The sequence below is a fragment of the Methylorubrum sp. GM97 genome, assembly GCF_024347855.1.
In the GTDB taxonomy this organism is placed as follows: Bacteria; Pseudomonadota; Alphaproteobacteria; order Rhizobiales; family Beijerinckiaceae; genus Methylobacterium; species Methylobacterium extorquens.
Map to the genome: position 1 here is coordinate 200,313 of NZ_AP025942.1, position 24,409 is coordinate 224,721.

Annotated in this window: 22 protein-coding genes and 3 pseudogenes; 22 read left to right on the forward strand and 3 right to left on the reverse strand. The window is 68.7% G+C overall.

Annotated elements, in window-relative coordinates:
- Positions 1-9 precede the first annotated feature (9 nt).
- The 3 genes from MSPGM_RS00960 (at position 10) to MSPGM_RS00970 (ending at position 3,912) form a co-directional block, all read left to right on the forward strand.
- The gene (locus MSPGM_RS00960) at positions 10-1,017 is read left to right on the forward strand and encodes an SLAC1 anion channel family protein (RefSeq protein ID WP_003605632.1); all 1,008 of its coding nucleotides are present in this window, start codon (positions 10-12) and stop codon (positions 1,015-1,017) included.
- A gap of 231 nt (positions 1,018-1,248) precedes the next feature.
- Positions 1,249-2,499, forward strand: a complete 1,251-nt coding sequence (gene serA, locus MSPGM_RS00965; protein WP_261926122.1) for a phosphoglycerate dehydrogenase — start codon at positions 1,249-1,251, stop codon at positions 2,497-2,499.
- A gap of 15 nt (positions 2,500-2,514) precedes the next feature.
- Entirely contained in the window at positions 2,515-3,912 is a 1,398-nt protein-coding gene (locus tag MSPGM_RS00970) for an FAD-binding oxidoreductase (RefSeq protein WP_012751990.1), read from the forward strand.
- Positions 3,913-3,945: 33 nt separating this feature from the next.
- On the opposite strand, the pseudogene MSPGM_RS00975 reads toward MSPGM_RS00970, so the two are convergent.
- Positions 3,946-4,050, reverse strand: a pseudogene (locus tag MSPGM_RS00975) (IS481 family transposase); the annotation flags it as partial.
- 595 nt (positions 4,051-4,645) lie between these two features.
- On the opposite strand from MSPGM_RS00975, the gene MSPGM_RS00980 reads away from it, so the two are divergent.
- The 11 genes and pseudogenes from MSPGM_RS00980 (at position 4,646) to MSPGM_RS01030 (ending at position 15,723) form a co-directional block, all read left to right on the forward strand.
- Complete coding sequence (locus MSPGM_RS00980) at positions 4,646-5,305, forward strand: cytochrome c3 family protein (protein ID WP_004447869.1); 660 nt, start codon at positions 4,646-4,648, stop codon at positions 5,303-5,305.
- Complete coding sequence (locus MSPGM_RS00985) at positions 5,293-8,103, forward strand: 4Fe-4S dicluster domain-containing protein (RefSeq protein WP_209688025.1); 2,811 nt, start codon at positions 5,293-5,295, stop codon at positions 8,101-8,103. The genes MSPGM_RS00980 and MSPGM_RS00985 overlap by 13 nt, the downstream gene beginning before the upstream one ends.
- Positions 8,100-9,461 (forward strand): annotated as a pseudogene (nrfD, locus tag MSPGM_RS00990) (NrfD/PsrC family molybdoenzyme membrane anchor subunit); the annotation flags it as partial. The gene MSPGM_RS00985 and the pseudogene nrfD, both read left to right, overlap by 4 nt.
- Positions 9,462-9,465: 4 nt before the next feature.
- Positions 9,466-9,984, forward strand: coding sequence for a DUF3341 domain-containing protein (locus tag MSPGM_RS00995; protein ID WP_261926390.1), 519 nt, complete (start codon positions 9,466-9,468; stop codon positions 9,982-9,984).
- Positions 9,981-10,508: a c-type cytochrome gene (locus MSPGM_RS01000; protein WP_003601589.1), complete on the forward strand. Its 528-nt coding sequence runs from the start codon at positions 9,981-9,983 to the stop codon at positions 10,506-10,508. The genes MSPGM_RS00995 and MSPGM_RS01000 overlap by 4 nt, the downstream gene beginning before the upstream one ends.
- On the forward strand, positions 10,505-11,461 hold the full coding sequence (locus MSPGM_RS01005; RefSeq protein ID WP_003601591.1) for a hypothetical protein: 957 nt from the start codon (positions 10,505-10,507) through the stop codon (positions 11,459-11,461). Before MSPGM_RS01000 ends, MSPGM_RS01005 begins: the two co-directional genes overlap by 4 nt.
- Positions 11,454-11,975, forward strand: a complete 522-nt coding sequence (locus MSPGM_RS01010; protein ID WP_003601592.1) for a hypothetical protein — start codon at positions 11,454-11,456, stop codon at positions 11,973-11,975. Before MSPGM_RS01005 ends, MSPGM_RS01010 begins: the two co-directional genes overlap by 8 nt.
- On the forward strand, positions 11,975-13,063 hold the full coding sequence (coxB, locus tag MSPGM_RS01015) for a cytochrome c oxidase subunit II (RefSeq protein WP_003601594.1): 1,089 nt from the start codon (positions 11,975-11,977) through the stop codon (positions 13,061-13,063). The genes MSPGM_RS01010 and coxB overlap by 1 nt, the downstream gene beginning before the upstream one ends.
- Positions 13,064-13,094: 31 nt before the next feature.
- Entirely contained in the window at positions 13,095-14,738 is a 1,644-nt protein-coding gene (locus MSPGM_RS01020) for a cbb3-type cytochrome c oxidase subunit I (protein WP_261926123.1), read from the forward strand.
- Positions 14,735-15,424 (forward strand): cytochrome c oxidase subunit 3, encoded by a 690-nt coding sequence (locus MSPGM_RS01025; RefSeq protein WP_003601597.1) that lies wholly within the window; start codon positions 14,735-14,737, stop codon positions 15,422-15,424. The genes MSPGM_RS01020 and MSPGM_RS01025 overlap by 4 nt, the downstream gene beginning before the upstream one ends.
- The gene (locus MSPGM_RS01030) at positions 15,421-15,723 is read left to right on the forward strand and encodes a cytochrome C oxidase subunit IV family protein (protein ID WP_003601599.1); all 303 of its coding nucleotides are present in this window, start codon (positions 15,421-15,423) and stop codon (positions 15,721-15,723) included. The genes MSPGM_RS01025 and MSPGM_RS01030 overlap by 4 nt, the downstream gene beginning before the upstream one ends.
- Positions 15,724-15,975: 252 nt before the next feature.
- On the opposite strand, the pseudogene MSPGM_RS01035 reads toward MSPGM_RS01030, so the two are convergent.
- A pseudogene (locus MSPGM_RS01035) lies at positions 15,976-16,202 on the reverse strand (IS3 family transposase); the annotation flags it as partial.
- A 17-nt stretch (positions 16,203-16,219) separates the two neighbouring features.
- Positions 16,220-16,504 carry a hypothetical protein gene (locus MSPGM_RS01040; protein WP_003601601.1) on the reverse strand — a complete coding sequence of 95 codons (285 nt, stop codon included), beginning with the start codon at positions 16,502-16,504 and terminating at the stop codon, positions 16,220-16,222.
- 266 nt (positions 16,505-16,770) lie between these two features.
- Here MSPGM_RS01040 and MSPGM_RS01045 point away from each other — a divergent pair, with 266 nt between their 5' ends.
- The 8 genes from MSPGM_RS01045 to kdpB all read left to right on the forward strand — a co-directional run bounded on the left by MSPGM_RS01045 (position 16,771) and on the right by kdpB (position 24,408).
- Positions 16,771-17,301: a sigma-70 family RNA polymerase sigma factor gene (locus MSPGM_RS01045; protein ID WP_003601603.1), complete on the forward strand. Its 531-nt coding sequence runs from the start codon at positions 16,771-16,773 to the stop codon at positions 17,299-17,301.
- A 2-nt stretch (positions 17,302-17,303) separates the two neighbouring features.
- Positions 17,304-18,071, forward strand: coding sequence for an anti-sigma factor family protein (locus MSPGM_RS01050; protein WP_012751993.1), 768 nt, complete (start codon positions 17,304-17,306; stop codon positions 18,069-18,071).
- A gap of 7 nt (positions 18,072-18,078) precedes the next feature.
- Complete coding sequence (locus tag MSPGM_RS01055) at positions 18,079-19,191, forward strand: catalase family peroxidase (protein ID WP_003601606.1); 1,113 nt, start codon at positions 18,079-18,081, stop codon at positions 19,189-19,191.
- The gene (locus tag MSPGM_RS01060; protein ID WP_003601608.1) at positions 19,188-19,754 is read left to right on the forward strand and encodes a cytochrome b; all 567 of its coding nucleotides are present in this window, start codon (positions 19,188-19,190) and stop codon (positions 19,752-19,754) included. Before MSPGM_RS01055 ends, MSPGM_RS01060 begins: the two co-directional genes overlap by 4 nt.
- A gap of 487 nt (positions 19,755-20,241) precedes the next feature.
- Positions 20,242-20,331 carry a K(+)-transporting ATPase subunit F gene (locus MSPGM_RS01065; RefSeq protein WP_012751995.1) on the forward strand — a complete coding sequence of 30 codons (90 nt, stop codon included), beginning with the start codon at positions 20,242-20,244 and terminating at the stop codon, positions 20,329-20,331.
- 21 nt (positions 20,332-20,352) lie between these two features.
- Positions 20,353-22,068, forward strand: a complete 1,716-nt coding sequence (gene kdpA, locus MSPGM_RS01070) for a potassium-transporting ATPase subunit KdpA (RefSeq protein WP_003601609.1) — start codon at positions 20,353-20,355, stop codon at positions 22,066-22,068.
- Position 22,069: 1 nt separating this feature from the next.
- A complete protein-coding gene (locus MSPGM_RS01075; protein WP_261926124.1) occupies positions 22,070-22,258 on the forward strand; it encodes a hypothetical protein in 189 nt (62 codons plus the stop codon).
- Between the two features lie 59 nt (positions 22,259-22,317).
- Entirely contained in the window at positions 22,318-24,408 is a 2,091-nt protein-coding gene (kdpB, locus tag MSPGM_RS01080; protein ID WP_003601613.1) for a potassium-transporting ATPase subunit KdpB, read from the forward strand.
- The last annotated feature ends 1 nt before the right edge of the window (position 24,409 follow it).

The window sequence follows — 24,409 nt, forward strand, 5'->3', positions numbered from 1 at the left end:
GGCGGCGGTATGGCCGCTCCCCTGGCGCCGGCGGCGACGGAGGCGCCCGCCGTCCCGGTGCCGCGGTTCGATTACCTTCCGGTCGCCCTGTTCGGCTCCGTGATGGGGCTGACGGGCCTGAGCGTCGCGTGGCGCCTCGCGGCGGCGCGGTACGGCCTGCCTGCCCTCGTTGCCGATGCGATCGGCTGGGGCGCCGTCCTCACCTTCCTCGCCCTCGCGCTGGCCTACGGCGCGAAGGCGGTTACGGCCTGGCCGGCGGTGACGGCCGAGTTCCGCCATCCGATCGCCGGCAACCTGTTCGGCACCGTCCTGATCAGCCTGCTGCTCCTGCCCTTCGTGCTGCACGACCTCAGCCCGGCGCTCGCGGCCGCGGCCTGGATCGTCGGCACGGGTGGCATGGCCCTGTTCGCCGTCCTCATCGTCAGCCGCTGGATGGGCAGCCGCCAGCAGCTCGCCCACGCGACGCCTGCCTGGATGGTGCCGGTGGTCGGCCTCCTCGACATCCCCCTCGCTGCTCCCGCACTGAGCCTGCCCCACACGCAGACGCTGGCGATGGCCGCGCTGAGCATCGGCCTGTTCTTCGCCGGCCCGCTCTTCACCCTGGTCTTCGCCCGCCTCGTCTTCGAGGAGCCGCTGCCGCCGGCCCAGCGGCCGACGCTGATGATCCTGGTCGCGCCCTTCGCCGTCGGCTTCTCCAGCTACACGGCGACCTTCGGGCGGATCGACGCCTTCGCCGAGGCGCTGTTTCTCGTCGGCCTGTTCATGTTCGTGGTCCTTCTCGGCCGCCTGCGCGACTTGCCGCGCTGCTGCCCGTTCCGCGTCTCGTGGTGGGCGGTGAGCTTCCCGCTCGCTGCCATGGCGGTGGCGGCCCTGCGCTACGCCGAACACGTCCGCGCGGTCCCCGCCGACATCCTGGCGCTGGCGCTGCTCGCCCTGGCCACGGCCGGCATCGCCGCGCTCGCAACTCGAACCCTCGTCGGCATCGCCCGCGGCGAGCTGCGCCGGCTTGCTGGCTGACACGACCTTTCCTCGCGCAGCCGCCGACCGCGCGACGCAGGCAAGCGCTCTCTCGTCGCGCTCGAGCCCGAGACCGCGGAATCGGCGGGACGCCATGGTCCGGCCGGCTTTCCGGGAGAAACGCGTCACGATTCGTCCCAGTCGTCGCTCACACTGAGCCGCCGGCGATTGCCGCACCGCAACATTTGTGTATGTGGCGGGCGCTCAACGACGAGAGGCGCAGGCAGGACCATGCCGGGCACGGACAGCTTCACCCTTCAGGATCAGGTCAACATCGTCCTGGCCGAGAATATCGCGCCGTCGGCGGTCGAGGTCCTCGCGCGGGCGAGCCTCCACCACGTGCGGCGCCTGCCGCGCGCGATCGGCTCGGCGGATGCCGATGTGCTCGCCGGGGCGCATGTCCTCGGCATCCGCTCGCGCACGCAGGTGACGACCGGCCTGCTCGACGCCGCTCCGGCCCTCGTCGCGGTGGGCTGCTTCAGCGTCGGCACCAACCAGGTCGATCTGGAAGCGGCCCGCGCCCGCGGCATTCCGGTCTTCAATGCGCCCTTCTCCAACACCCGCAGCGTGGCCGAACTGACCATCGGCGAGATCGTGATGCTGCTGCGCCGCATCACGCCCCGCTCGGCCTCGGCGCATGAAGGCGGCTGGGACAAGTCGGCGGAGAACTCCTACGAGGTCCGTGGCAAGACGCTCGGCATCGTCGGCTACGGCAATATCGGCGCGCAGCTCTCGAACCTCGCCGAGGCGATGGGCATGCGGGTGATCTTCTTCGATCTCACCGACCGGCTGCGCCACGGCAACACGGAGCCGGCCGACAGCCTGGACGCCTTGCTCGCCGCCAGCGACGTGGTGAGCCTGCACGTCCCGGAGACGCCGCTGACCCACGGGCTCATGAGCGCCGAGCGCATCGGCCGGATGAAGCCCGGCGCCTACCTCATCAACAACAGCCGCGGCACCGTGGTCGATCTCGACGCGCTCGCCGATGCGCTCAAGGAGGGCCGCCTGCGCGGCGCGGCGGTCGACGTGTTCCCCGTCGAGCCGCGCTCCAACGACGAGCGCTTCGTCTCGCCGCTCCAGGGCATCCCGAACGTGATCCTCACGCCGCATATCGGCGGCTCGACCGAGGAAGCGCAGGACCGCATCGGCTCCGAGGTCGCGCGCAAGCTCGTCGACTACGTCGAGACCGGTTCGACGCTGGGTGCCGTCAACTTCCCGCAGGTGCAGATCCCGCCGCGCATCGGCGGCGTGCGCTTCCTGCACGTGCACCGGAACGTCCCCGGCATGCTCGGCCACGTCAACCAAGCCTTCGCCCGGCGCGGCGTCAACATCGCGTCGCAGTACCTTCAGACCGAAGGCGAGTTGGGCTACGTCGTGGTGGAAGCCGACGCCGCGCCCGCCGATCGCGCCGGCATCCTCGCCGAGCTCGACGCCATCGACGGCACCGTGCGCACCCGCCTGATCCAGGCGCGGATCGCCTAAGGAATCCTTCGAGCCATGAGCGCGACCGGTCTCCCCCCCGATCTTCTCGCCCGTCTCGACGATCTGTTGGGATCGGGCGGCCTGCTGACGGACGAGGCCGATTGCGCGCCCTTCGCCATCGACTGGCGCCGCCTGTTCCCCGGGCGGCCCGCCGCCGTGGCGCGGCCGTCGAGCACGGCGCAGGTCGCGTCGGTCGTCGGCCTCTGCCGCGAGGCCGGCATCACCCTGGTGCCCCAGGGCGGCCATACCGGGCTCGCGGGCGGGGCCACCCCCGACGCGTCGGGGCGCCAACTCGTGCTCTCGCTGGCGCGGATGAACGCGGTCCGCGCTCTCGATCCAGTCGGCCTCACGATGGAGGTCGAGGCGGGCTGCGTCGTCCAGGCGGTGCAAGCGGCGGCCGAGGCCGCCGGGCGGCTGTTCCCGGTGAGCTACGGCGCGGAGGGCTCGGCGATGGTCGGCGGCATGATCGCCACCAATTCCGGCGGCATCAACGTGCTGCGCTACGGCATGACCCGCAACCTCGTGCTCGGTCTCGAAGTCGTGCTCGCCGATGGCAGCGTCGTCGACGGCCTGCGCGCCTTGCGCAAGGACAATGCGGGCTACGACTGGAAGCAGCTCTTCATCGGCAGCGAGGGGACGCTCGGCATTGTCACCGCGGCGGTGCTGCGCCTCGTGCCCCGGCCGCGCCACACCGAGACCGCCCTGCTGGCGGTGCCCGACCCGGAAGCGGCGCTCCGGGTGCTGGCCGCCGCGCAGGACGGCCTCGGCGACACGATCCAGGCCTTCGAGCTGATCTCGCGCTGCTCCTTCGAGCTCTTAGAGCGCTATGCCGGCCTGCCGAGCCCGCTGCCGCCCTCCCCCTGGTGCATCCTGCTCGAGACGGGATCGACCCTCTCGGGCCTGCGCGATGCCGTCGAAGGCACGCTGGGCGAAGTTCTGGAGCGGGGCGATGCCGTGGACGGCGTGCTCGCCGAATCGAAAGCGCAGGCTGCCGGCCTCTGGGGCCTGCGCGAGCGCATCACCGAGTGCGAGGCGCATCAGGGCAAGTCGGTCAAGCACGACGTCTCGGTGCCGATCCCGGCAATCCCCGCCTTCCTGGAGGCCGCCGACCGAGCCCTGGCCGAGGGCGCGCCCGGCACCGTCCCGAACGTGTTCGGCCACATGGGCGACGGCAACTTGCACTACAACGTGCTGATCGGGCCCGAGCATGACAGCGCCGCGATCAACCGCCTCGTGCACGATGTGGTCGATCGGTTCGCGGGCAGCATCTCCGCCGAGCACGGCATTGGCCAATACCGCGTCGACGAGCTGGCGCGCCGCCGCCGGCCCGAGGAGATGGCTTTGGCGCTTCGCCTGAAGCGGGCGCTCGACCCGGACGGCCTGCTCAACCCGGGTAAGGTTCTACGAGTCTGATCCTGGGGATGCTCGAGAGGTTGTCCTCGGCGAGGCCGAGCCGTCGTCGGTCATCACGCGTTCGACCCTGAGGCCGTGGCGGCGGACGCAGCGTCGCGCGTTGAAGAGGCAGACGAGGCAGGAGCTGCGCTGCTCGTCCCCATCGCTGACATTCTATCGAGCCAATGTCCGAGGAGACCGGCTTCGCGTCCGTCGCAGGCGGCTCGACGCTCCGGTTTACCGTATGCGTACCGCCGCACCGGATCAGACGCCGTCTCGTTCACGAAACGTCGGTCAACCGACAGACAGCTCGTACCGTCCTTCGACGCGTCGGCCGTTCGGTCGAGACCGACGGTGACGGGGAGCGACGAAGCTCGACATTTCCGATTGATCTTTCTCCGGCATCCGAGGTTTCCCGGCCATCAAGGCGTGACCGACGCGTCGGCGCCGAGCCGGGCGTGTCGCGAGGGAGGATGCACGACAGACGAGCCACCCATCCGTTCTGACCGCCGGAAAAGATCCACCGGAGCCGAGCGCGCAAAAACCATCGCGTTTAGATCGCCGCCGAGAAAGAAGAAGAACCCGCCTTGTAAGCAAGGCGTGAATAATACGACGCGTCGGTATCGTTGTATTAGGGCGATGACAAACAATTTAGGTCGACATCTCATCGTCATTCTTGCGGAAAGAACGAATATCGGCCAGCCTTAATCCCCGAAGATACGAACGGTGATGGACGGAAGGCTGCCCGCGCGGGATGGTTCAGGTATTTCATCCAGGAGCGGATACGGTCGCCCGCGTCGTTCTTGCCTCGATCGGCGCTGCGCCGGTCCTGGCCGTGGGGCTCGCCTACGCGCTTTGGCGCTCGCCCTATGCCACGGCCCAGGACGTGACACGCGAGCAGCCCATTCCCTTCAGCCACGAGCACCATGTCGGTGGGCTCGGGATCGACTGCCGCTACTGCCACACCTCCGTCGAGAAGGCGGCCTTCGCCGGCATTCCTCCCACCGAGACCTGCATGAGCTGCCATTCGCAGGAATGGACCAACGCACCGATGCTTGCGCCCGTGCGCCAGAGCCTCGCCGAGGAGAGGCCGCTTCAGTGGAACCGCGTTCACAACCTGCCAGCCTATGTCTACTTTAATCATTCCGTGCACGTGGCTAAGGGCGTTGGTTGCTCGACCTGCCACGGTGAAGTCCAGACCATGAAGCTGATGCGGCAGGCCGCGCCGCTCACCATGGGCTGGTGCCTCGACTGCCACCGCGATCCGGCGCCGAACCTGCGTCCGCATGAGGCGGTGTTCGATATGAACTGGAAGCCGCCGGCCGATCAGGCGGCGATCGGCGCGCGCTTCATGGAGGAGCGCCATATCAAGTCAGCCGAGCGGCTGAGCGAGTGCTCGATATGCCACCGCTGACCCCGCCCTCCCGGCGCGAGGCGCTGCGGCTGCTCGGAGCAGGCATCACGCTCGCCGCGGGCGGCTGTTCGAAGCCGGTTGAAGAGATCGTGCCCTATGTCCGCGCGCCCGAGCAGCTTCTGCCCGGCGTACCGGTGCGCTACGCCACGACTCTGTCCCTGAGCGGCTGGGCCCGCGGCGTCCACGCCATCGCCGTCGACGGACGGCCGATCAAGATCGAGGGCAATCCGCTCCATCCCAGCAGCCTGGGGGCGACCGACGTGTTCGCCGAGGCCGCGATCCTCGACCTCTACGATCCCGACCGCTCGCGCACGGTGACCGAGCGCGTCAACGGCATCGCCTCCTGGGACATGTTCGAGCGCGCCCTGAGCGGGCCGCTTTCCACCGTGCGCGGCGAGCGCGGACGCGGCCTGCATCTCGTGACCGGCCGCGTCACCTCGCCGACGCTCGCCCGCCAGATCGATGCCCTGCTGCAGGCCCTGCCGGAGGCGGTGTGGCATGTTCACGAGGCGATCGACGAGGCGAATGCCGAGCGTGGGGCCGAACTCGCCTTCGGCCGCCCCTTGCGGGCCCTGCCTCGGCTCGACCGGGCCGAGACGATCCTGTGCGTCGGCGCCGACCCGCTCGGGGCCGGTCCGGACCAGATCCGCCTCGCGCGCGCCTTCGCCGAGCGCCGCCGCGATCCGGCCCGGTTCGGGCGCCTCTACGTGGCCGAGTCGGCGCTGACGCTCACGGGCGTCAAGGCGGATGCGCGGCGCGCCGTGACGCCGCTCGAACAGGCCGCGATCCTGACGAGCGTCGCCAACGCGCTCGGTGCCGGCTTGGCCGTGCCCGATCTGCCCGAGGCGGCCCGCCGCTTCGCACAGGCGGCCGCCGCCGATCTGGCGGCGCATCAGGGTCGCGCTTTGGTGCTCGCCGGCCCCGCCCTCCCGCCGGAATGGCACGGGCTGACCCACTGGATCAACGCGCGCCTTCGCGCGCCGGTCGATGTCATCGCGCCGCCCGACCGGATCGAGGGCCGCATTCCGGCGACGCTCGCCGATCTCGCCCAGGCACTCGACCGCGGCAGCGTGACCTGCCTCGCCATCCTCGGTGGCGATCCGGTCGCGACGGCGCCGGCCGACCTCGATCTTGCCCGGCGCATCGCCCGCGCCCGCTTCAGCGTCCATGCCGGCTTGCACGGCGACGAGACCGCGGGAGCGACCCACTGGCACCTGCCTCTGACGCACGAGTTGGAGAGCTGGTCGGATCTTCGCGCCACGGATGGCACGGTCAGCCTCGTCCAGCCGCTGCTGCGCCCGCTCTACGACGGGCGCTCGCTCCACGAGATCCTTCCGCTGTTCACCGGCCGCAGCGCGACGTCGGGCTATGCGCTCGTGCGCGAGACGTGGCGGGAGCGCGGCGGCGCCGATTTCGAGGGCTGGTGGCGCCGCTGCCTGCATGACGGCGTCGTTGCCGACAGCGCCGCGCCCATCGTCGATCCCGGCGAGCCACGCCTGCCGGCTCTTCCCGAGATCCGCCAGGCCGGGGGGCTGACGGTCGAACTGCGTCCCGACCCGTGCCTCTGGGACGGGCGCTTTGCCAACAATGCGTGGCTTCAGGAATGCCCGAAGCCGATCTCGAAGCAGGTCTGGGGCAACGCGCTCGCGCTCTCACGCGCGGAAGCCCGGCGACGCGGGCTCGAGGCCGGCGACGTGGTGCGCGCCAGCGCGGGTGGACGCTCGATCGAGGTGCCGGTCATCGTCGAGTCCGGCGTTGCCGAGGGGGTCGGCGTGCTGACACTCGGCTACGGCCGCGAGCGGGCCGGCGCCATCGGCAACGGCATCGGTGCGAACGCCTACGGGCTGGTGACGCAAGCGTCGCCTTGGCTCGTGACCAGCGTCGATCTCGCGAAGTCCGACCGAACCGAAACGATCCTGCGGACGCAAAACTACGTCGAGATCGAGGGCGAAACAAAAAAGCTGTTTCGGCAGATCGATCTGGCCGCGCTGGCGAGCGCCGAGCCGAAGGGCATCGGCGCGGATCAGCCGTCCCTGCTTGATCCGTGGAAGGGCGATGCCGACGGCCATGCCTGGGCCATGGTGATCGACACCGATGCCTGCATCGGCTGCAACGCCTGCGTCGTCGCCTGCCAGTCCGAGAACAACGTGCCCGTGGTCGGCCCGGAAGAGATCGCGCGGGGCCGGATGATGCATTGGCTGCGGGTCGATATCTATGACGAGGGCAGCCCGGAGGCGCCGCGCGCCGGGTTCCAGCCTGTGCCCTGCATGCATTGCGAGCACGCGCCCTGCGAGCCGGTCTGCCCCGTCGCGGCCTCGGTCCATGACGGCGAGGGACTGAACCTTCAGGTCTACAATCGCTGCGTCGGCACCCGCTTCTGCGAGGCGAACTGCCCCTACAAGGTCCGCCGGTTCAACTTCTTCGGCTACGCCGACGGCCAACCCTACGCCAATCTCGGCGCGGAATCGGTGAAGGCCCAGCGCAACCCCAACGTCACCGTCCGCGCCCGCGGCGTGATGGAGAAGTGCACCTACTGCATCCAGCGCATCGCCACCGAGCGGCAGGCGGCCGAGCGCGACGGCCGCGAGATGGGCCCTGTCGTCACCGCCTGCCAATCCGCCTGCCCGACGCGGGCGATCCGGTTCGGCGACCTCGCCAAGCCCGGCAACGCCATCGCCGAACTGCGCAAGGATTCGCGCCACTACGCGCTGATGGAGGAGCTGAACACCCGCCCGCGCACGACCTACCTCGCGAACCTTCGCTCCCCGAACCCGGACCTGAAGGAGGATCGCGCGTGAGCGGGCATGCCCAGCCCCATCGCTGGATCGCCCGCGAGCGTCTCGGCTATGGCGAGATCTGCGCCGCGGTCGCCGACCCGATCCAGAGACGCGGGCCGGGCCGGGCCTGGGTCATCGCCTTCCTCGGCGTGCTGCCGCTGGTGCTCGCCACGGTGATCGCCATCGGCGCAGTGCTCACCGTCGGCATCGGCCTCTCGGGGGTGAACACTACGGTGGTGTGGGGCTTCTCGATTGCCAACTATGTCTGGTGGATCGGCATCGGCAATGCCGGAACGCTGATCTCCTCGATGCTGCTGCTGACGCGCCAGCACTGGCGCGCCTCGATCAACCGCTTCGCCGAGGCGATGACGCTGTTCGCGGCCGCCATCGCCGGCATCTTCCCGATCATCCATCTCGGGCGGCCGCTCTACTCGTATTGGCTCGCGCCCTACCCCAACACCATGGATCTCTGGCCGCAATGGCGCTCGGCGCTGGTCTGGGATTTCTGGGCGATCCTCAGCTACCTCCTGTTCTCCCTGATCTTCTGGTTCACCGGCCTGCTGCCTGACCTTGCGACCATGCGCGACCGGGCGCAGTCGCGCTTCGGCCGGCGGCTCTACGGCGCGCTGGCGCTGGGCTGGCGCGGCTCGGCGCGGCACTGGGCGGTCTACGAGACCTTCCACAAGACCATGGCCGCTTTGGCCGTCCCACTGGTCTGCTCCGTCCACTCCATCGTCGGCCTCGACTTTGCCGCGAGCCTGATGCCCGGCTGGCAGGAATCGATCTTCCCGCCCTACTTCGTCGTCGGAGCCATGTATTCGGGCTTCGCCATGGTGGTGGTGCTGGCCATCATCATCCGCTGGGGCCTGAACCTTCAGGCGGTGATCACCCCGGCTCATTTCGACGCCATGGCGAAGGTGATGCTGTTCGCCTCGATCGTCATGACCTTCTCCTACGCGACGGAGTGGTTCATGGGCTGGTATGGCGGCGATCACGCCGACCGCGCGGTGATCGCCTACTTCTTCACCGGCGACTATCGCTGGCTCTACTACAGCCTGTTGTTCTGCAACTGCCTCGTGCCGCAGGCGCTCTGGTTCGCCCGGGTGCGCCTCAACCTATGGGCGCTCGCGATCATCTCCATCGTGATCAACCTCGGCATGTGGCTCGAGCGCATTCTGATCGTCTGGAACACGCTCTCGCACGGCCACGCCGTGAGCCTGTGGCGGACCTATCACGTCAGCTTCTACGACGTGGTGATCCTGATCGCGCCGCTCGGGCTGTTCGCCTTCGGCTTCCTCGTGCTGGCGCGGATCTTCCCCATCGTCTCCATCCACGAGGTCAGCCAGCTCGCCCACGATGAGGGCGCGGCGCGAGGGGGACGGCATGAGCGCCCCGCTGCTCGCCGAGTTCGACAACCCCGACGCGCTGGTGCGGGCGATGCGGCTGGCCGCCGCCGACGGCCACCGCGCGCTCGACGCCTTCACGCCCTTCCCGGTGCCGGATCTCACGAATGCGTTCGCGCCGCCGCGCAATCTCGTGCGGCCGGTGATGGCTTTGGCAGGCTTCGGCGCGGCGGCGGCGATGTACGCCCTGCAATGGTACTCCTCCATGATCGATTACCCGTTGAACACGGGCGGGCTTCCGCTGCATTCTTGGCCGGTCTTCCTGCTGGTGCCGTTCGAATTCGGCGTGCTGATCGCGGCGATCACGGGCCTCATCGCCCTGTTCTGGACCTGCGGGTTGCCGCGCCTGCACCATCCGCTCTTCGCGATCCCGCAATTCGAGCGCGCGAGCCAGGACCGCTTCCTGCTCCTCGTCGCGTCGAAGGATACTGATCCGGCGGCGCTTCGCGAGAGCCTGGAGCGGGCCGGCGCTCTCCTCGTCGCGGAGATGCATCCGTGAGGCGCGTTCTCCCCCTGCTGCTGCCGCTGCTGGCGACCCTCGGCGCCTGCGAGGACCAGTCGATGCGCCAGCAGGCGCGTTATGAGATCTACGGCAAGGCCCCGCTCTTCCCCGATCACGCGGAGGCGCGGCGTCCGCCGGAGGGCACGGTGGCGATCGGCGCGCTCGAACGCGAGACCGCCCTGCGCGAGCCGCCGCCCGTGGATGCGGCGCTGCTGGAGCGTGGTCGCCAGCGCTACGACGCGATCTGTACGCCCTGCCACGGCTATACCGGCCACGGCGACGGCATGGTGGTGCAGCGCGGCTTTCCCGCCCCGCCCTCCTATCACGAGGACCGCCTGCGGGCGGCGCCGGCCGCCTACTTCGTCGATGTCATCACCCGCGGCTACGGCGTGATGTACGCCTACGCCAACCGGGTCGAGCCGCGCGACCGTTGGGCGATCGCTGCCTATATCCGCGCGTTGCAGCTCTCGCAGGGCGCCCGCGTCGCCGAGGCGCCCGATCTCGCGGAGAAGCTGCCGTGAGCGATGCCCTGTTTCGCGGCTGGCTGCTGGCCTGGATCGTGTGGAGCGCGGTGCCCTTCGGTGCCCTCGTCCTCGTGATGATCCATAGGGTGACCGGCGGGCGCTGGGGCGAGGTTCTCGCTCCCGTGCTGCGGCCGGCGACCGCCCTCGTGCCGCTCGCCGCCGTCACCTTCCTCGGTGTCGCCCTCGGGCTTCACGCCGCCTATCCCTGGGCCGCCGGCACCGGCGCCAAGCCGGACGTGCTGCGCCTCTACCTCGAGCCGACGCTGTTTCTCGTCCGTGCGGCCGTGACTCTGCTCGGCTGGTCGGCGCTCGCAGCGTTGTTCCTGTCCGGACGCGCCGGCACGCTCGTCGCCGCCCTCGGTCTCACCTTCTACGGCCTGACCATCAGCCTCGTCTCCGTCGACTGGATTCTCTCGGTCGAGCCCGGCTTCAACGCCTCGGCCTTTCCCGCTGACGTCGCGCTTCATCACATCCTCACTGCGCTCGCCTTCGCCGCGCTGGTGAGCCCGCCGAGCCTCGATGCGCGCGGCGCCTCCGACCTCGCCGGCCTGATGCTCGCAACGCTCCTCGGCGTGATCTACCTCGAGCTGATGTCCTACATCGTGGCGTGGTACGGCGACCTTCCGCCCAAGGCGGCGTGGTATCTCAAGCGCGGCGCGAGCCCCTGGGGCGGCGTCCTCGTCGCGAGCCTGATCATCGGCGGGATCCTGCCCTTCCTCGCCCTGCTCTTCTCCGCCGTTCGGAACAGCCCGGCGCTGATGCGCGGCGTCGGCCTGCTCGTGCTGGTCGGCGTGGCGGTGCACTTTGCCTGGCTCGTTCTTCCGGCTTACGGCGACGAGGCCGGCTCCGCCGCCGCGGCGGCCGTGGTTGCCCTCGCCGTGCTGGTGCTGCTGTCCCGCTTCGCCTCCCGGCTCATCATCCGGCGTGCCGGGAGGCTCCGTCATGTCTGACGCGGCGCGCGGTCAACTCCATACGCGGGTTCACGACGATGTCGTCGGCCATGCTCCACCCGGCACCGAGGCGCCCGATATCCGGCTCAAGCCGCTGCTGCTGACCGGCCTGTTCATCGTCGTCTTCGCCGCCGTCACCATCGGCGGGCTTCGGTACTACTATAACCGCCAGGGCCTCGGCCCCCTGGTTCAGACGGCGAGGATGTTTCCGGCGCCCCGGCTTCAGCAGAGCCCGGCGGCCGACCTTGCGGCAATGCTCAGGGATCAGCGGGCCAAGCTCGACGGCTACGCCTGGATTGACCACGAGAACGGGATCGCCCGGATGCCGATCGAGGAGGCGATGCGACGCCTCGCGGAGCGCGGCAATGCGGCCTACGCGGCCCCGCTCCAGCCGGAGCGTACGCCCGCGCTCGGCAGCCGCGGCGGCGCGTCGAGCCGCGTTCTCTCGCCTGGCGTCGGGCCGGGCGCAGTCAGCACGCCCGTGAGCACGGGACCGGGGATAGGCGTGCGCTGATGCTCGATTCCCTGATCCCCGCCTTCCTGCGACCGGAATCGGCCTCCGTTCAGGCGGCGAAGGTCGATACGATCTTCGTCGGCCTCCTGCTGATCTCCTCGGCCATCGTCCTGCTCGTGGTCGGGCTGGTCCTGACCTTCGCGATCCGGTTCCGCCGCGGCTCCCCGGCCAAGCGCGGCGAGATGCCGAGCGTCGTTTCCCGCGAATTCGAGATCGGCTGGACCGCCGCGACGCTGTTCATCTTCGTCTTCATCTTCTGGTGGGCGGCCTCGGTGGAGATCGTCGCCTTCTCGCCGCCGAAGGACGCCATCGAGATCCACGTCGTCGGCAAGCAATGGATGTGGAAGACGCAAGGGCCGAGCGGCACGCGCGAGATCAATGAGCTGCATGTCCCGGTCGGCGCGCCGGTGCGCCTGCTTCTCACCTCGCAGGACGTGATCCACTCGTTCTACGTTCCAGCCTTCCGCCTGAAGCGCGACGCCCTGCCCTACCAGCAGACCGAGACGTGGTTTCAGGCGACCAAGACCGGCACCTATCACCTGCTCTGCACCGAGTATTGCGGCACCGACCACTCGCGCATGCTGGGCCGGGTGATCGTGATGGAGCCGCAGGACTACGCGAAATGGCTCACACGGCAGCCCGAGCGGGACGGCCTCGCCGAACTCGGCGAACGGTTGTTCTCCGCGCGCGGCTGCTCCGGCTGCCATAACGCCGGTACGAAGGTACACGCGCCTTCGCTCGCCGGGATCTGGGGACAGTCGGTGCCGCTGGAAGGCGGACGCATGGCAAGCGTGGATGAAGCCTACATCCGCGACTCGATCCTCCAGCCGCGGCGCGATGTGGTCGCCGGCTACGAGCCGATCATGCCGAGCTACGAGGGCAAGCTCTCGGACGGCGAGATCCAGGCGCTCACCGCCTATATCCGCCATGGCACCGACCGGTTCGACCTGATCGGCTCGCTCAACCTTGCGACCGCGCAGAACATCTGCGCGCCCGGCCAGACCCCGCAGGGCGGCGCCGCGAACCAGACCCTGCGCAGCCCCGCCATGGTGCCCGGCGCGCCCGCTTCGGGAGAGACGCCGCAATGACGCATCATCCCTCTTCCGCAGGAAGCCTCCGATGAGCGGCGCCTCTTCCGATGCCTCGACGCTGGCCAATCCGCGCGAATTGGATCTCGGCCTGCCGGTCAGCTATCTCGGCGAGGGCCATTCCGTCGCCTCCTGGCTGTTCACCACCGATCACAAGCGCATCGCGATCCTCTACGCGCTGTCGATCACGTTCTTCTTCTTCATCGGCGGCGCGGCTGCCACGCTGGTGCGGCTGGAACTGTTCTCGCTGCACGGCATCGTCATGGTGTGGTTCTTCCTCATCCCGTCGATCCCGACGACGATGGGGAACTTCCTGCTGCCGCTGATGATCGGCGCGCGCGACCTCGCCTTCCCCAAGCTCAACCTGATCTCGTGGTATCTCAACATGGCCGGCGGGCTGCTGACGCTCGCCGCCGTGCTGGCGGGGGGCATCGACACCGGCTGGACCTTCTACGTCCCCTACTCGACCGTATTCTCGAACACCTTCGTCACGCTCGCCGTGCTCGGCGTGTTCGTCTCGGGCTTCTCGACCATCGCCACGGGCATCAACTTCATCGCCACGGTGCATTACCTGCGGGCGCCCGGCATGACGTGGTTCCGGCTGCCGCTCTTCGTCTGGTCGATGTACACGACGAGCCTGATCTTCGTGCTCGCCACGCCGGTGCTGGCCCTGACGCTGGTCCTCGTCATCGCCGAGCGCACCTTCAACCTGCCGATCTTCGATCCGGCGCGGGGCGGCGACCCGATCCTGTTCCAGCACCTGTTCTGGTTCTACTCGCACCCGGCCGTCTACATCATGATCCTGCCGGCCATGGGCGTGATCTCGGAGGTCATCACCTGCTACGCGCGGCGGCGCATCTTCGGTTACTCGTTCATGGTCTACGCCCTGGTGGCGATCGCGGTGATCGGCTTCTTCACCTGGGGCCACCACATGTTCACCTCGGGCATGTCGCCGTTTGCCGCGCTGGTGTTCTCGTTCCTGTCCTTCATCGTGGCGGTGCCCTCGGCGATCAAGGTGTTCAACTGGACCGCCACGCTCTACCGCGGCCAGATCGGCTTTGAATCGCCGATGCTCTACGCGCTCGGCTTCCTCGGCCTGTTCACCATGGGCGGGCTGACCGGCCTGTTCCTGGCCTCCGTGCCGATCGATGTGCACGTGCAGGACACCTACTTCGTCGTCGCCCATTTCCACTACATCATGGTCGGCGCCTCGGTCTCGGCCTACTTCGCCGGCCTGCATTTCTGGTGGCCGAAGGTGACGGGGCGGATGTATCCAGAGAGCTGGGCGCGGTTTGCCGCGCTGCTGATGTTCTTCGGCTTCAACCTGACCTTCTTCCCGCAATTCATCGCCGGCTATCTCGGCATGCCGCGGCGCTACTACGCCTATCCGCCGGAGTTCCAGGTCTGGAACGTGCTCTCCTCCTCGGGCGCGGCCGTGCTCGCGGTGGCCTACCTCATGCCGCTCGGCTACCTCACCTGGTCGCTGTTCTATGGCAGCCGTGCCCTCAACGACCCGTGGAACGCCTCGGGGCTCGAATGGCGCACCACGTCTCCGCCGCCGCGCCAGAACTTCTTCGGCAACCCGGAAGTGCTCGGCCGCCCCTACGATTATCACCCCGAGAGCGCGGCGCCGGCCGAGGACGATCGCATCGCCGAGCAAGGAGCGCTGACGTGAGCCCGGGCGGTGACATCACGCCGACGACCGCCGGCCGCCACCTGCGCGAGCCCTGGGACGGGCTCAGGCTGCCGGAGACCGGCGCTTTCGCGTATCAGCGCGCCGGTGCCACCTTCGGGATGTGGGTCTTCCTCGCCAGCGAAGTGCTGTTCTTCGGCGCACTGTTCCTGCTCTACACCGTGCTACGCCTGGAGCACGCGACGGATTTCGCGACCGCGGCCCGCGAGACCAACATCGTCTACGGCACCCTCAACACCGCGCTGCTGCTGACCAGCGGGCTGACCGCGGCCATCGCCGCGCAGGCTTCCGAGCAGGACGGATTGCGCCGCCTCACCCTGATCTGCCTTGCGGCGACCGTCCTGCTCGGCCTCGCCTTCCTGGTGGTCAAGGGCCTCGAATACCGCGAGGATATCGACAAGCATCTCGTGCCGGGCGCCGATTTCGCCCTGAAGGCGCCGGCCACGCAGCTCTTCTTCGGCTTCTACTGGCTCTCGACCTCGGTCCACGCGATCCATCTGTCGACCGGCGTCGGCCTCATCGCCCGCCTCATCTGGCGTGAGTGGCGCGCACCGGGCTTCCTGCTTGCGAGCCCGCAGGTGGAGGTGGCGACACTCTACTGGGGCTTCGTCGACATGGTCTGGATCTTCCTCTACCCGATGCTCTACCTTGATGGGCGGAGCGCATGAGGGCGCGTCTTCGGACAAAGGCCGGCGCGCTCTGGCTGCGCGGCCTCGTCGTCTGGCTTCTGCTGCTGGGCCTCCTGACGGCAAGCCTGCTCGCCGCCTACCACCTCAAGGCCCCCTGGGCTCCTGCCGTGAATTTCGGCCTCGCCGCGACGCAAGCCGCCCTGGTCGCCCTGCTGTTCATGCGCCTGAACCGCGCCGACCACCTTGTGCGTCTCACCGCCGCGTGCGGCCTGTTCTGGCTCGCGATCCTGTTCGCCCTGACGCTGACCGACACCCTGAGTCGCCTCGCCAACACCTGACATCTCGTGTGCCAGGACGAGCGATGATCGCTCTCATTTGAACGACGCCCGCCTCTACTTTAGCGCCGGTGTGTCGTGTGGCCCCGCTTTGCCGGTTCCTGATGATGATCATCACCGTCACCCGACTCCTTATTTTCGACCGAGCCAGTTGCGAGGCTGCTGCATGGTAGCTGCCATGGGGTGCCGAACGCTCGATCCGGGAAGGTGACAGGTGCGTCCGGCCGATCGCCGAGCGACGAGTGCAGTCGAACGCGATCCTGGTACGATGCATTGGATCTGCGCACCAGCTTTTGCGACCCATTTGCGCGGTGCCTTCGAGATCATCTGAAGGCCATTGTCGCGGCGGATGTGTTCCGGGATGCGGTGCAGGCACAGGGCGTCGGCTAGTGCCTTGATCACGCCGACGCTGTTGATGTGCCGTGCAGCCCACGGCACGCCCGGCTGTGCTCTTCGATCGGCGTCAGGATTCGCAAGAGGCGGGAATGCTTGCGCTGGTTCAGTTCGGGATCAGCTCTCGTGCGGGCCCACCCGCCTCTTGGCCCCGTCCGCGGGCATAGGGCGGAAGGGCGGGGTTGTTGGCGTTGGCGGAGTCGGTGTCGCTCTCGAAGAACTCGTCGCGCGGCGTTGCACCGGCCGTCCAGGCGGAGACGATTGACGACGTGCAACTCCCTGAACAAGCCTGAGCCGGCGCGACGGCCTTTGCACTTGCACCCGTGGTGACGGCGGCAAGAGTACCCACGGCGGTGAACAGGACGAGAGCGGTGTGCTTGATGTTGTACATGTCGGATTCCTCTGGTTCGCTGCCGAACACTTCGATCGGACCGGCAACGACCTGACAGACGCCATCTTCCGCGAAATATTCCGGACTCGGTCCCAAAAAATTGCGGTTTCGTCGTCTGACATCCGCCAGGGCGTACGACCCAAAAAAATCAGGCTGGCTCCGGAATAAACGTCGGGAAACGGCGTCTCTGTCCCCGTACCGTCGCCGGGCGCGCTTGCCGCGGGCGGAGCGGTCGAACGAAGTCCGCGCGTGTCAGGAGGATGGCCGTGAGCGATATGATCCGCCTCATCGAGCCGCTCATTCCGGCCCTGCGCCGCTATGCCCGCGCGCTCCTGCACAACCCGACCGATGCGGACGACCTTGTCCAGGATTGTCTCGAGCGCGCCATCGGCCGGTGGCATCAGCGCCGGGCCGACGGGGACGTACGCACCTGGCTCTACGCTATTCTTCATAATCTCGCCGTCAGCCAGATGCGCCAGCGCGCGCGCCGCGGCTCGTCCGTGGCCGTCGAGGATGCGCCGGAGGCGACTCTGGCCGTCGCCCCGAGCCAGGACGACGGCCTGCTCCAGCGCGACCTGACGGCGGCTCTCGACGCTCTGCCGGAGGAGCAGCGCGGCGTGCTGCTCCTCGTAAGCGTGGAGGGGCTCTCCTACGCCGAGGCGGCGGATGTGCTCGCCATCCCCATCGGGACCGTGATGTCGCGCCTGTCGCGTGCGCGCGACCGGATGATCCAGCTCATCGACGGTGAGAATGCGTCCGCTCCCGTCAAGCGTCCGCTGCTCAGGAGGGTGAAGTGACTATGCGCCCGATTACCGAGGACGACCTGCAAGCGTTCGTCGACGAGCGCTTGGAAGCGGCGCGCAAAGCCGAGGTCGAATCCTATCTCACTCGCCATCCCGATCTCAGCCGACGCGTCGAGCGCATGCGCGCACTCGGTGACGACCTGCGCGGAGCCTTCGGCCCGGTGGCCGCCGAACCCGTTCCGGCCCAGCTCAACCTCGCACACCTCGTCGAGGCACGGCGGCGCCCGCGTCTGCCCACCTGGCAGGCTGCGGCCGCTGCCGTCCTCCTCGCGCTCGGAGGTTTGGGCGGCTGGGGTCTTCGCGGAACGCTGTCGTCGCCGATGACCGGGGTCGATGCCTTGGCCCAGGAGGCGAGCGCGAACTACGCCGTTTATGCCCCCGACCGCCTGCGCCCGGTCGAACTCGCGGCGAGCGACAGCGATGAACTCGCCCGCTGGTTCTCTGCTCGGCTCGACCGCCGTGTCGGCGTGCCGGACCTGAGTTCCTCTGGCTACCGGCTGATGGGCGGACGGCTCGTCGCCACGCCACACGGTCCGGCAGGTCTGCTGATGTATGACGACCATCATGGCACGCGCCTCGTCATGCTGATGCGGCCCATGGCCCAGCCGGGCGATGCGCCCATGCGTGAGCACCGGTCCGGGTCGGCCGCCGGCTACGCCTGGGCCCAGGATGGGCTCGGCTACAGCCTCGTGGGTGCCAGCGATCCGGCCGTCCTTCATCCCCTAGCCAACGAGATCCGCCGCACGACCGCGACGAACACCTGAGGCATCCATGACCCTGCTGCACCACCTGACCGGGGCTCCGCCCGGAATGACCACGCGCGCCCTGATGCTGCGCCTCGCCGGCATCGGCGCGGTGCTCGCCGGAACGGCCGGGACCTTCACCTATGCGGGCGGCTGGTTGTCACCGGACGCACTGACCCCAGCGCGCGTCGTCGACCGCTTCGAGCAGGTGAACGGTCCCCATCCCGGCTTCCGGCGCAACCATGCCAAGGGCCTGTGCGTGGCCGGCACCTTCGCCAGCAACGGAGCGGGAGCCCGTCTTTCGAAGGCCAGCGTGTTCTCGGCGGGGCGCGTCACGTGGGTCGAAGGACGGGTCGCGCTCGCGGGCGGGCAACCCTACGCGGCCGATGCGGCGGCCACCGTGCGCAGCCTCGCCCTGCGCTTCCGGCTGCCCGAGGGCGAGGAGTGGCGCACAGGCATGAACAACATCCCGGTCTTCCCGGTACGCACGCCGGAGGCCTTCTACGAACAGTTGCTCGCCGCCAAGCCGAACCCGGCCACCGGCAAGCCCGACTTTGAGCGCCTGAAGGCGTTCTTCGCCGTGCATCCTGAGAGTGCGAAGGCCGCAGCCTTGATCAAGGCGCGGACGATCACTTCCGGCTTTGCCGACAGCACCTTCCGGAGCCTGAACGCCTTCCGGTTCGTGGCGAGCGATGGCCGGACGACATCGGTCCGATGGGCTTTCGTGCCGGAGCGGCGGCCGGAACCGGAATCGGCCGCGCAGGAGGCGCAGGCCGACAAGAACGTCCTGTTCGACACCCTCGCGGTCGAGCTTCGGCGGGAGCCGCTGCACTGGCACCTTATCGTGACGCTGGGTCAGGCGAGCGACGCCACCGACGACGCGACTCTGCCGTGGCCCGCCGACCGAGAGACCGTGGACGTGGGAACGCTGACCCTCACCGGGGCGGCGCCGGAGGAAGCCGACACTTGCCGGGACATCAACTTCGATCCTCTCGTCCTGCCGGACGGCATCGCACCCTCCGACGATCCGCTGCTGAGCGCCCGCTCGGCGGCCTACGCCCGATCCTTTACCCGGCGCGCCGGTGAGGAAAAGGTGCCCAGCGCTGTGGCCGGCACATCACCGGATGGAGCCTCACTGTGACGGACAGCACCCGCTTCAACCTGCCGGCACGTCTGCTCCACTGGAGCATGGCGGCACTGATTCTGACCATGCTGCTGATCGGCGTCGCAATGGTGACGTCGCTCGCCGATTACCACGCGCTGGTCGCGCTGCACCGTCCGCTCGGCCTCCTGATCCTGCTCCTTGCCGTCCTGCGGCTCGCGAACCGCTGGCGTCGTCCACCGCCGCCCCTGCCGCGGGATCTGCCTGTCTGGCAGCGCCGGGCCGCGCATGCCTCACACATCGTCCTCTACGGTCTGATGCTGGCGATGCCGCTCGTCGGTTGGGCGATGCTGTCGGCGGCCCGCTACCCCGTAACGCTTGTCGGGCCGTTCGTGCTGCCGCCGATCCTGCCGCAAAGCCCGATGGTCTACGCCTGGTTACGCGAACTCCACACCGTCTTGGCCTACGGGCTGTTCGCCACGATCCTCGCCCATATTGGAGCGGCGCTGCTGCATGCGCTGATCCGGCGTGATGGTGTCTTCGCGAGCATGGCATTCCAGTCAGGGGTTCGCTCGCCTGCGACGCCGCGAGCAGGGACCTGAGCGCGCCTCGGTCTGGGCCTGCGCAGCCCCGCAAAGGCGGACCGAGGGCAGCTTCATGACCCCCAGCTCGATGCCGTGCTTGCGCGCGGCCGTGGCAGGCTTTTCGCCGGTGTAGTTGTGATCAGACGAAGGTGAGCAGCAGGGCCGCCTGTCCCAGGTCGAGGCTTCTCGACGCCTCGGTCGCCTGCAAGGAGCTGCAGGCCTCCTGGCGGCCAGGCACGCGCAGCAGAAGAGCGGCGAACCCGGAATCGGGGCGATCCTAATGCGATCCTTATAAGATCGCATTCCTTTCCCTCTCGAACCCTAACGCGGTTCCCGTCCACATTCCGGATAGGCCCAGGCCAGCCGCGGGGCACCCGCGGCTGGCGGACCGAACGGATACGGACAACACCATGCTCGACATCGTCTTCCTACTCGGAGGTCTCGCCTTCTTCGGCCTGGTCGCCGGCTATGCCGCGCTCTGCGAGCGTCTCTGAGGCAAGCCGCCATGACCCTCGACCTCGCCCTCGGCGCCTTCGTGACCACCGGGCTCCTCGTCTACCTCACCTACGCCCTCGTCCGCCCCGAGCGGTTCTGAGCGGCCCCAGGACGGACCTCCATGACACTCAACGGCTGGATGCAGATCGCGCTCTACGGCGCGGTCGTGCTGGCGCTCGTGCGGCCACTCGGCGGGTACATGACCCGCGTCTTCGACGGCGAGCGCACGCTTCTCTCGCCCGCCCTCGCCCCGATCGAGCGCGGGCTCTATCGCGTCTCCGGCATCGACGCGCGCCAGGAGCAGACTTGGCTCGGCTACGCGGGGGCGATGGTCCTGTTCAACGTCGCCGGCTTTGTCCTGCTCTACGCGCTCCTGCGCCTGCAGGCGCTGTTGCCGTTCAACCCAGCCGAGCAGGCGGCGGTGGCGCCGGACCTTGCGTTCAACACCGCGACGAGCTTCGTCACCAACACCAACTGGCAGTCCTACGGCGGCGAGACCACTCTGTCTTACCTCAGCCAAATGCTGGGGCTGACGCACCAGAACTTCGTCTCGGCGGCATCGGGCATGGCGGTGGCGGTCGCGCTGATCCGCGGCTTCGCCCGGGCTTCGACAAAGACGCTGGGCTCCTTCTGGGTCGATATGACCCGCGCCACCCTCTACGTGCTGCTGCCGCTCTGCACCGTGCTGGCCCTGTTCTACGTGTCCCAGGGCATGCCGCAGACGCTCTCACCCTACGTCGAGGCGACGACGCTGGAGGGCGCGAAGCAGACCATCGCGGTCGGGCCGGTGGCGAGCCAGGTCGCCATCAAGATGCTGGGGACCAACGGCGGCGGCTTCTTCAACGCCAACGCCGCGCACCCCTTCGAGAACCCGACGGCGCTCTCGAACTTCATGCAGATGCTCTCGATCTTCGTGATCGGCGCCGCGCTCACCAACGTCTTCGGCCGCATGGTCGGGGACGAGCGGCAAGGCTGGGCGATCCTCACCGCGATGGGCCTGCTCTTCATCGCCGGCGTCACCGTGACCTACTGGGCCGAGGCCAACGCCCACGGCGTCCTGTCCAATTTCGGCCTGACCGGCGGCAACATGGAGGGCAAGGAGGTCCGCTTCGGCATCGCCGCCTCAGCGCTGTTCGCGGTGATCACGACAGCCGCCTCCTGCGGTGCGGTCAACGCCATGCATGACAGCTTTACCGCGTTGGGCGGGCTGATTCCGCTACTCAACATGCAGCTCGGCGAGGTCATCATCGGCGGCGTCGGCGCGGGCCTCTACGGCATGCTGATCTTCGTCGTGGTCGCGATCTTCGTGGCCGGCCTGATGGTCGGACGCACTCCCGAGTATCTCGGCAAGAAGATCGAGGCGCGCGAGGTGAAGATGGCGATGCTCGGCATCCTCTGCCTGCCGCTGATGATGCTGGGCTTCACGGCTTTTGCCACGGTGGTGCCGGACGGTCTCGCCGGGCCCGCGAATGCCGGCCCGCACGGTTTCTCGGAGATCCTCTACGCCTACACCTCAGCCGCCGCCAACAACGGCTCGGCCTTCGGCGGGCTGACGGCCAACACGCTGTTCTACAACACCACGCTGGCCATCGGCATGCTCGTCGGCCGCTTCTTCGTGAAGATCCCGGTTCTGGCCATCGCCGGCTCGCTCGCCGCCAAGAAGCGGCTTCCGGCTTCCGCCGGCACCTTCCCGACCCATGGCGGGCTGTTCGTCGGCCTCCTCGTCGGCGTGGTGCTGATCATCGGCGGCCTGACTTTCTTTCCGTCGCTGGCGCTCGGCCCGGTGGTCGAGCACTTCGTCGGGGCGGCCGGCCAGACCTTCGCGACTGGAGGCTGAGATGCCGCGCCCTATCCCGAACCGGCGCATGCCGCGCCATTACCCGATGCTGCACCACCGGGCCCACGGCGCCGAGGCGAGGCCCGTGCGCATCTCGGACCTCGTGCTGGCCCTCCTCGCTGTGGCGCTGCTCGGCGGCCTCGCCCTCGCGGCGGCCTTCACCCTGGCCGCCGGCACGACTGCCCCCTGAACCGGCAAGGTCCGGCGTCGCTCGTCGGGCCCCCTCGCCCTCTCCGGACACCCGAACCCATGTCCCGCAAGACCTCATCGCTGTTCAGCGCCGCCCTGGTCGGGCCCGCGCTCCTCGGCTCCGTCAGGAAGCTCGACCCCCGCTCTATGATCCGCAACCCGGTCATGTTCGTGGTCGAGGTCGTGGCAGCCCTGACCACCGTGCTGTTCGTCCGTGACCTCGTGACCGGAGGCAGCGACCTGTTCTTCTCCGGCCAGATCATCCTCTGGCTCTGGTTCACCCTGATCTTCGCCAACTTCGCCGAGGCGCTGGCCGAGGGCCGCGGCAAGGCGCAGGCCGACAGCCTGCGGCGTACCCGCACCGAGATGACCGCCAAGCGGCTCACCGGCCGGGGCCGGGCCTACGAGACCGTGCCCGGCACCAGCCTCAAGGTCGGCGATGTGGTGCTCGTCGAGGCCGGCGACCTCATCCCTTCGGATGGCGAGGTCATCGAGGGAGTGGCCTCCGTGAACGAGGCGGCCATCACGGGCGAGTCGGCCCCGGTCATCCGCGAGTCCGGCGGCGACCGCTCGGCGGTGACGGGGGGCACGCAGGTGCTCTCGGACGAGATCAAGGTCCGCATCACGGCCGCGGCGGGCTCGACCTTCGTCGATCGCATGATCGCCCTCGTCGAGGGCGCCGCGCGCCAGAAGACCCCGAACGAGATCGCGCTCAACATCCTGCTCGCCGGGCTGACCATCGTGTTCGTCTTCGCAGTGGCGACCATCCCGAGCTTCGCCAGCTATGCCGGCGGCTCGATTCCCGTGATCGTGCTGGTCGCGCTGTTCGTGACCCTGATCCCGACCACCATCGGCGCGCTCCTGTCCGCCATCGGCATCGCCGGCATGGATCGTCTCGTCCGCTTCAACGTGCTCGCCATGTCGGGCCGCGCCGTCGAGGCGGCCGGCGACATCGACACGCTGCTCCTCGACAAGACCGGCACGATCACGCTCGGCAACCGCCAGGCCACCGCGTTCCGCCCCGTCCGTGGTGTCACCGAGCAGGATCTGGCCGACGCGGCGCAGCTCGCCTCGCTGGCCGACGAGACGCCCGAAGGCCGCTCCATCGTCGTGCTTGCCAAGGAGACGTACGGCATTCGCGCCCGCGACATGGCCGGGCTGAAGGCCACCTTCGTGCCCTTCACCGCGCAGTCGCGGATGTCGGGTGTGGACCTTGAAGGCTCGTCGATCCGCAAGGGCGCGGTCGACGCCGTCATCGCCTCCGTCTCCGCGCCGCCGATGGCCACCCGCGGCTCCAGTGCGGCGCTCGCCTATCGCCCGGCCGCCGAGACCGAGGTGGTGGCCGAGATCCGGGCCGTCGCGGAGGAGATCGCCAAGGCCGGCGGCACGCCGCTCGCGGTGGCCAAGGACGGACGCCTGCTCGGCGTCGTTGCCCTGAAGGACATCGTAAAGGGCGGGATCCGCGAGCGCTTCGCGGAGCTGCGCCGCATGGGCATCCGTACGGTGATGATCACGGGCGACAATCCCATGACCGCAGCCGCCATCGCCGCGGAGGCGGGCGTGGACGACTTTCTCGCCCAAGCGACTCCGGAGGATAAGCTGGCGCTGATCCGGCGTGAGCAGGCCGAAGGCAAGCTCGTGGCGATGTGCGGCGACGGCACCAACGACGCGCCGGCGCTGGCTCAGGCCGATGTCGGGGTCGCCATGAACACCGGCACGGTGGCGGCGCGCGAGGCCGGCAACATGGTCGACCTCGATTCCGACCCGACGAAGCTCATCGAGATCGTCGGCATCGGCAAGCAGTTGCTGATGACCCGCGGTGCCCTGACGACGTTCTCCATCGCCAACGACGTCGCCAAGTATTTCGCCATCATCCCGGCGATGTTCCTGACGCTGTACCCGCAGCTTCAAGCACTCAACATCATGGGGCTGGCCTCGCCGCAGAGCGCGATCCTCTCCGCCATCATCTTCAACGCCCTCGTCATCGTCGCGCTGATCCCGCTCGCCCTGCGCGGCGTGACCTACCGCCCGGTCGGCGCGGCCTCGCTCCTGCGGCGCAACCTGCTGATCTACGGCCTCGGCGGCATCCTCGTGCCCTTCGTGGCCATCAAGGCCATCGACCTCGCCGTCACCGCCCTCCATCTCGCCTGAA

Excerpts from the sequence above, each read along its gene's own strand:
- kdpB (WP_003601613.1), top strand. The coding sequence starts at position 22,318 with ATGTCCCGCAAGACCTCATCGCTGTTCAGCGCCGCCCTGGTCGGGCCC.
- MSPGM_RS00960 (WP_003605632.1), top strand. The coding sequence starts at position 10 with ATGGCCGCTCCCCTGGCGCCGGCGGCGACGGAGGCGCCCGCCGTCCCG.
- MSPGM_RS00995 (WP_261926390.1), top strand. The coding sequence starts at position 9,466 with ATGAGCGCCCCGCTGCTCGCCGAGTTCGACAACCCCGACGCGCTGGTG.
- MSPGM_RS00970 (WP_012751990.1), top strand. The coding sequence starts at position 2,515 with ATGAGCGCGACCGGTCTCCCCCCCGATCTTCTCGCCCGTCTCGACGAT.
- MSPGM_RS01050 (WP_012751993.1), top strand. The coding sequence starts at position 17,304 with ATGCGCCCGATTACCGAGGACGACCTGCAAGCGTTCGTCGACGAGCGC.
- MSPGM_RS01065 (WP_012751995.1), top strand. The coding sequence starts at position 20,242 with ATGACCCTCGACCTCGCCCTCGGCGCCTTCGTGACCACCGGGCTCCTC.
- serA (WP_261926122.1), top strand. The coding sequence starts at position 1,249 with ATGCCGGGCACGGACAGCTTCACCCTTCAGGATCAGGTCAACATCGTC.
- kdpA (WP_003601609.1), top strand. The coding sequence starts at position 20,353 with ATGACACTCAACGGCTGGATGCAGATCGCGCTCTACGGCGCGGTCGTG.
- MSPGM_RS01020 (WP_261926123.1), top strand. The coding sequence starts at position 13,095 with ATGAGCGGCGCCTCTTCCGATGCCTCGACGCTGGCCAATCCGCGCGAA.
- MSPGM_RS01075 (WP_261926124.1), top strand. The coding sequence starts at position 22,070 with ATGCCGCGCCCTATCCCGAACCGGCGCATGCCGCGCCATTACCCGATG.
- MSPGM_RS00985 (WP_209688025.1), top strand. The coding sequence starts at position 5,293 with ATGCCACCGCTGACCCCGCCCTCCCGGCGCGAGGCGCTGCGGCTGCTC.
- coxB (WP_003601594.1), top strand. The coding sequence starts at position 11,975 with ATGCTCGATTCCCTGATCCCCGCCTTCCTGCGACCGGAATCGGCCTCC.
- MSPGM_RS01030 (WP_003601599.1), top strand. The coding sequence starts at position 15,421 with ATGAGGGCGCGTCTTCGGACAAAGGCCGGCGCGCTCTGGCTGCGCGGC.
- MSPGM_RS01040 (WP_003601601.1), bottom strand. The coding sequence starts at position 16,504 with ATGTACAACATCAAGCACACCGCTCTCGTCCTGTTCACCGCCGTGGGT.
- MSPGM_RS01055 (WP_003601606.1), top strand. The coding sequence starts at position 18,079 with ATGACCCTGCTGCACCACCTGACCGGGGCTCCGCCCGGAATGACCACG.
- MSPGM_RS00980 (WP_004447869.1), top strand. The coding sequence starts at position 4,646 with ATGGTTCAGGTATTTCATCCAGGAGCGGATACGGTCGCCCGCGTCGTT.
- MSPGM_RS01010 (WP_003601592.1), top strand. The coding sequence starts at position 11,454 with ATGTCTGACGCGGCGCGCGGTCAACTCCATACGCGGGTTCACGACGAT.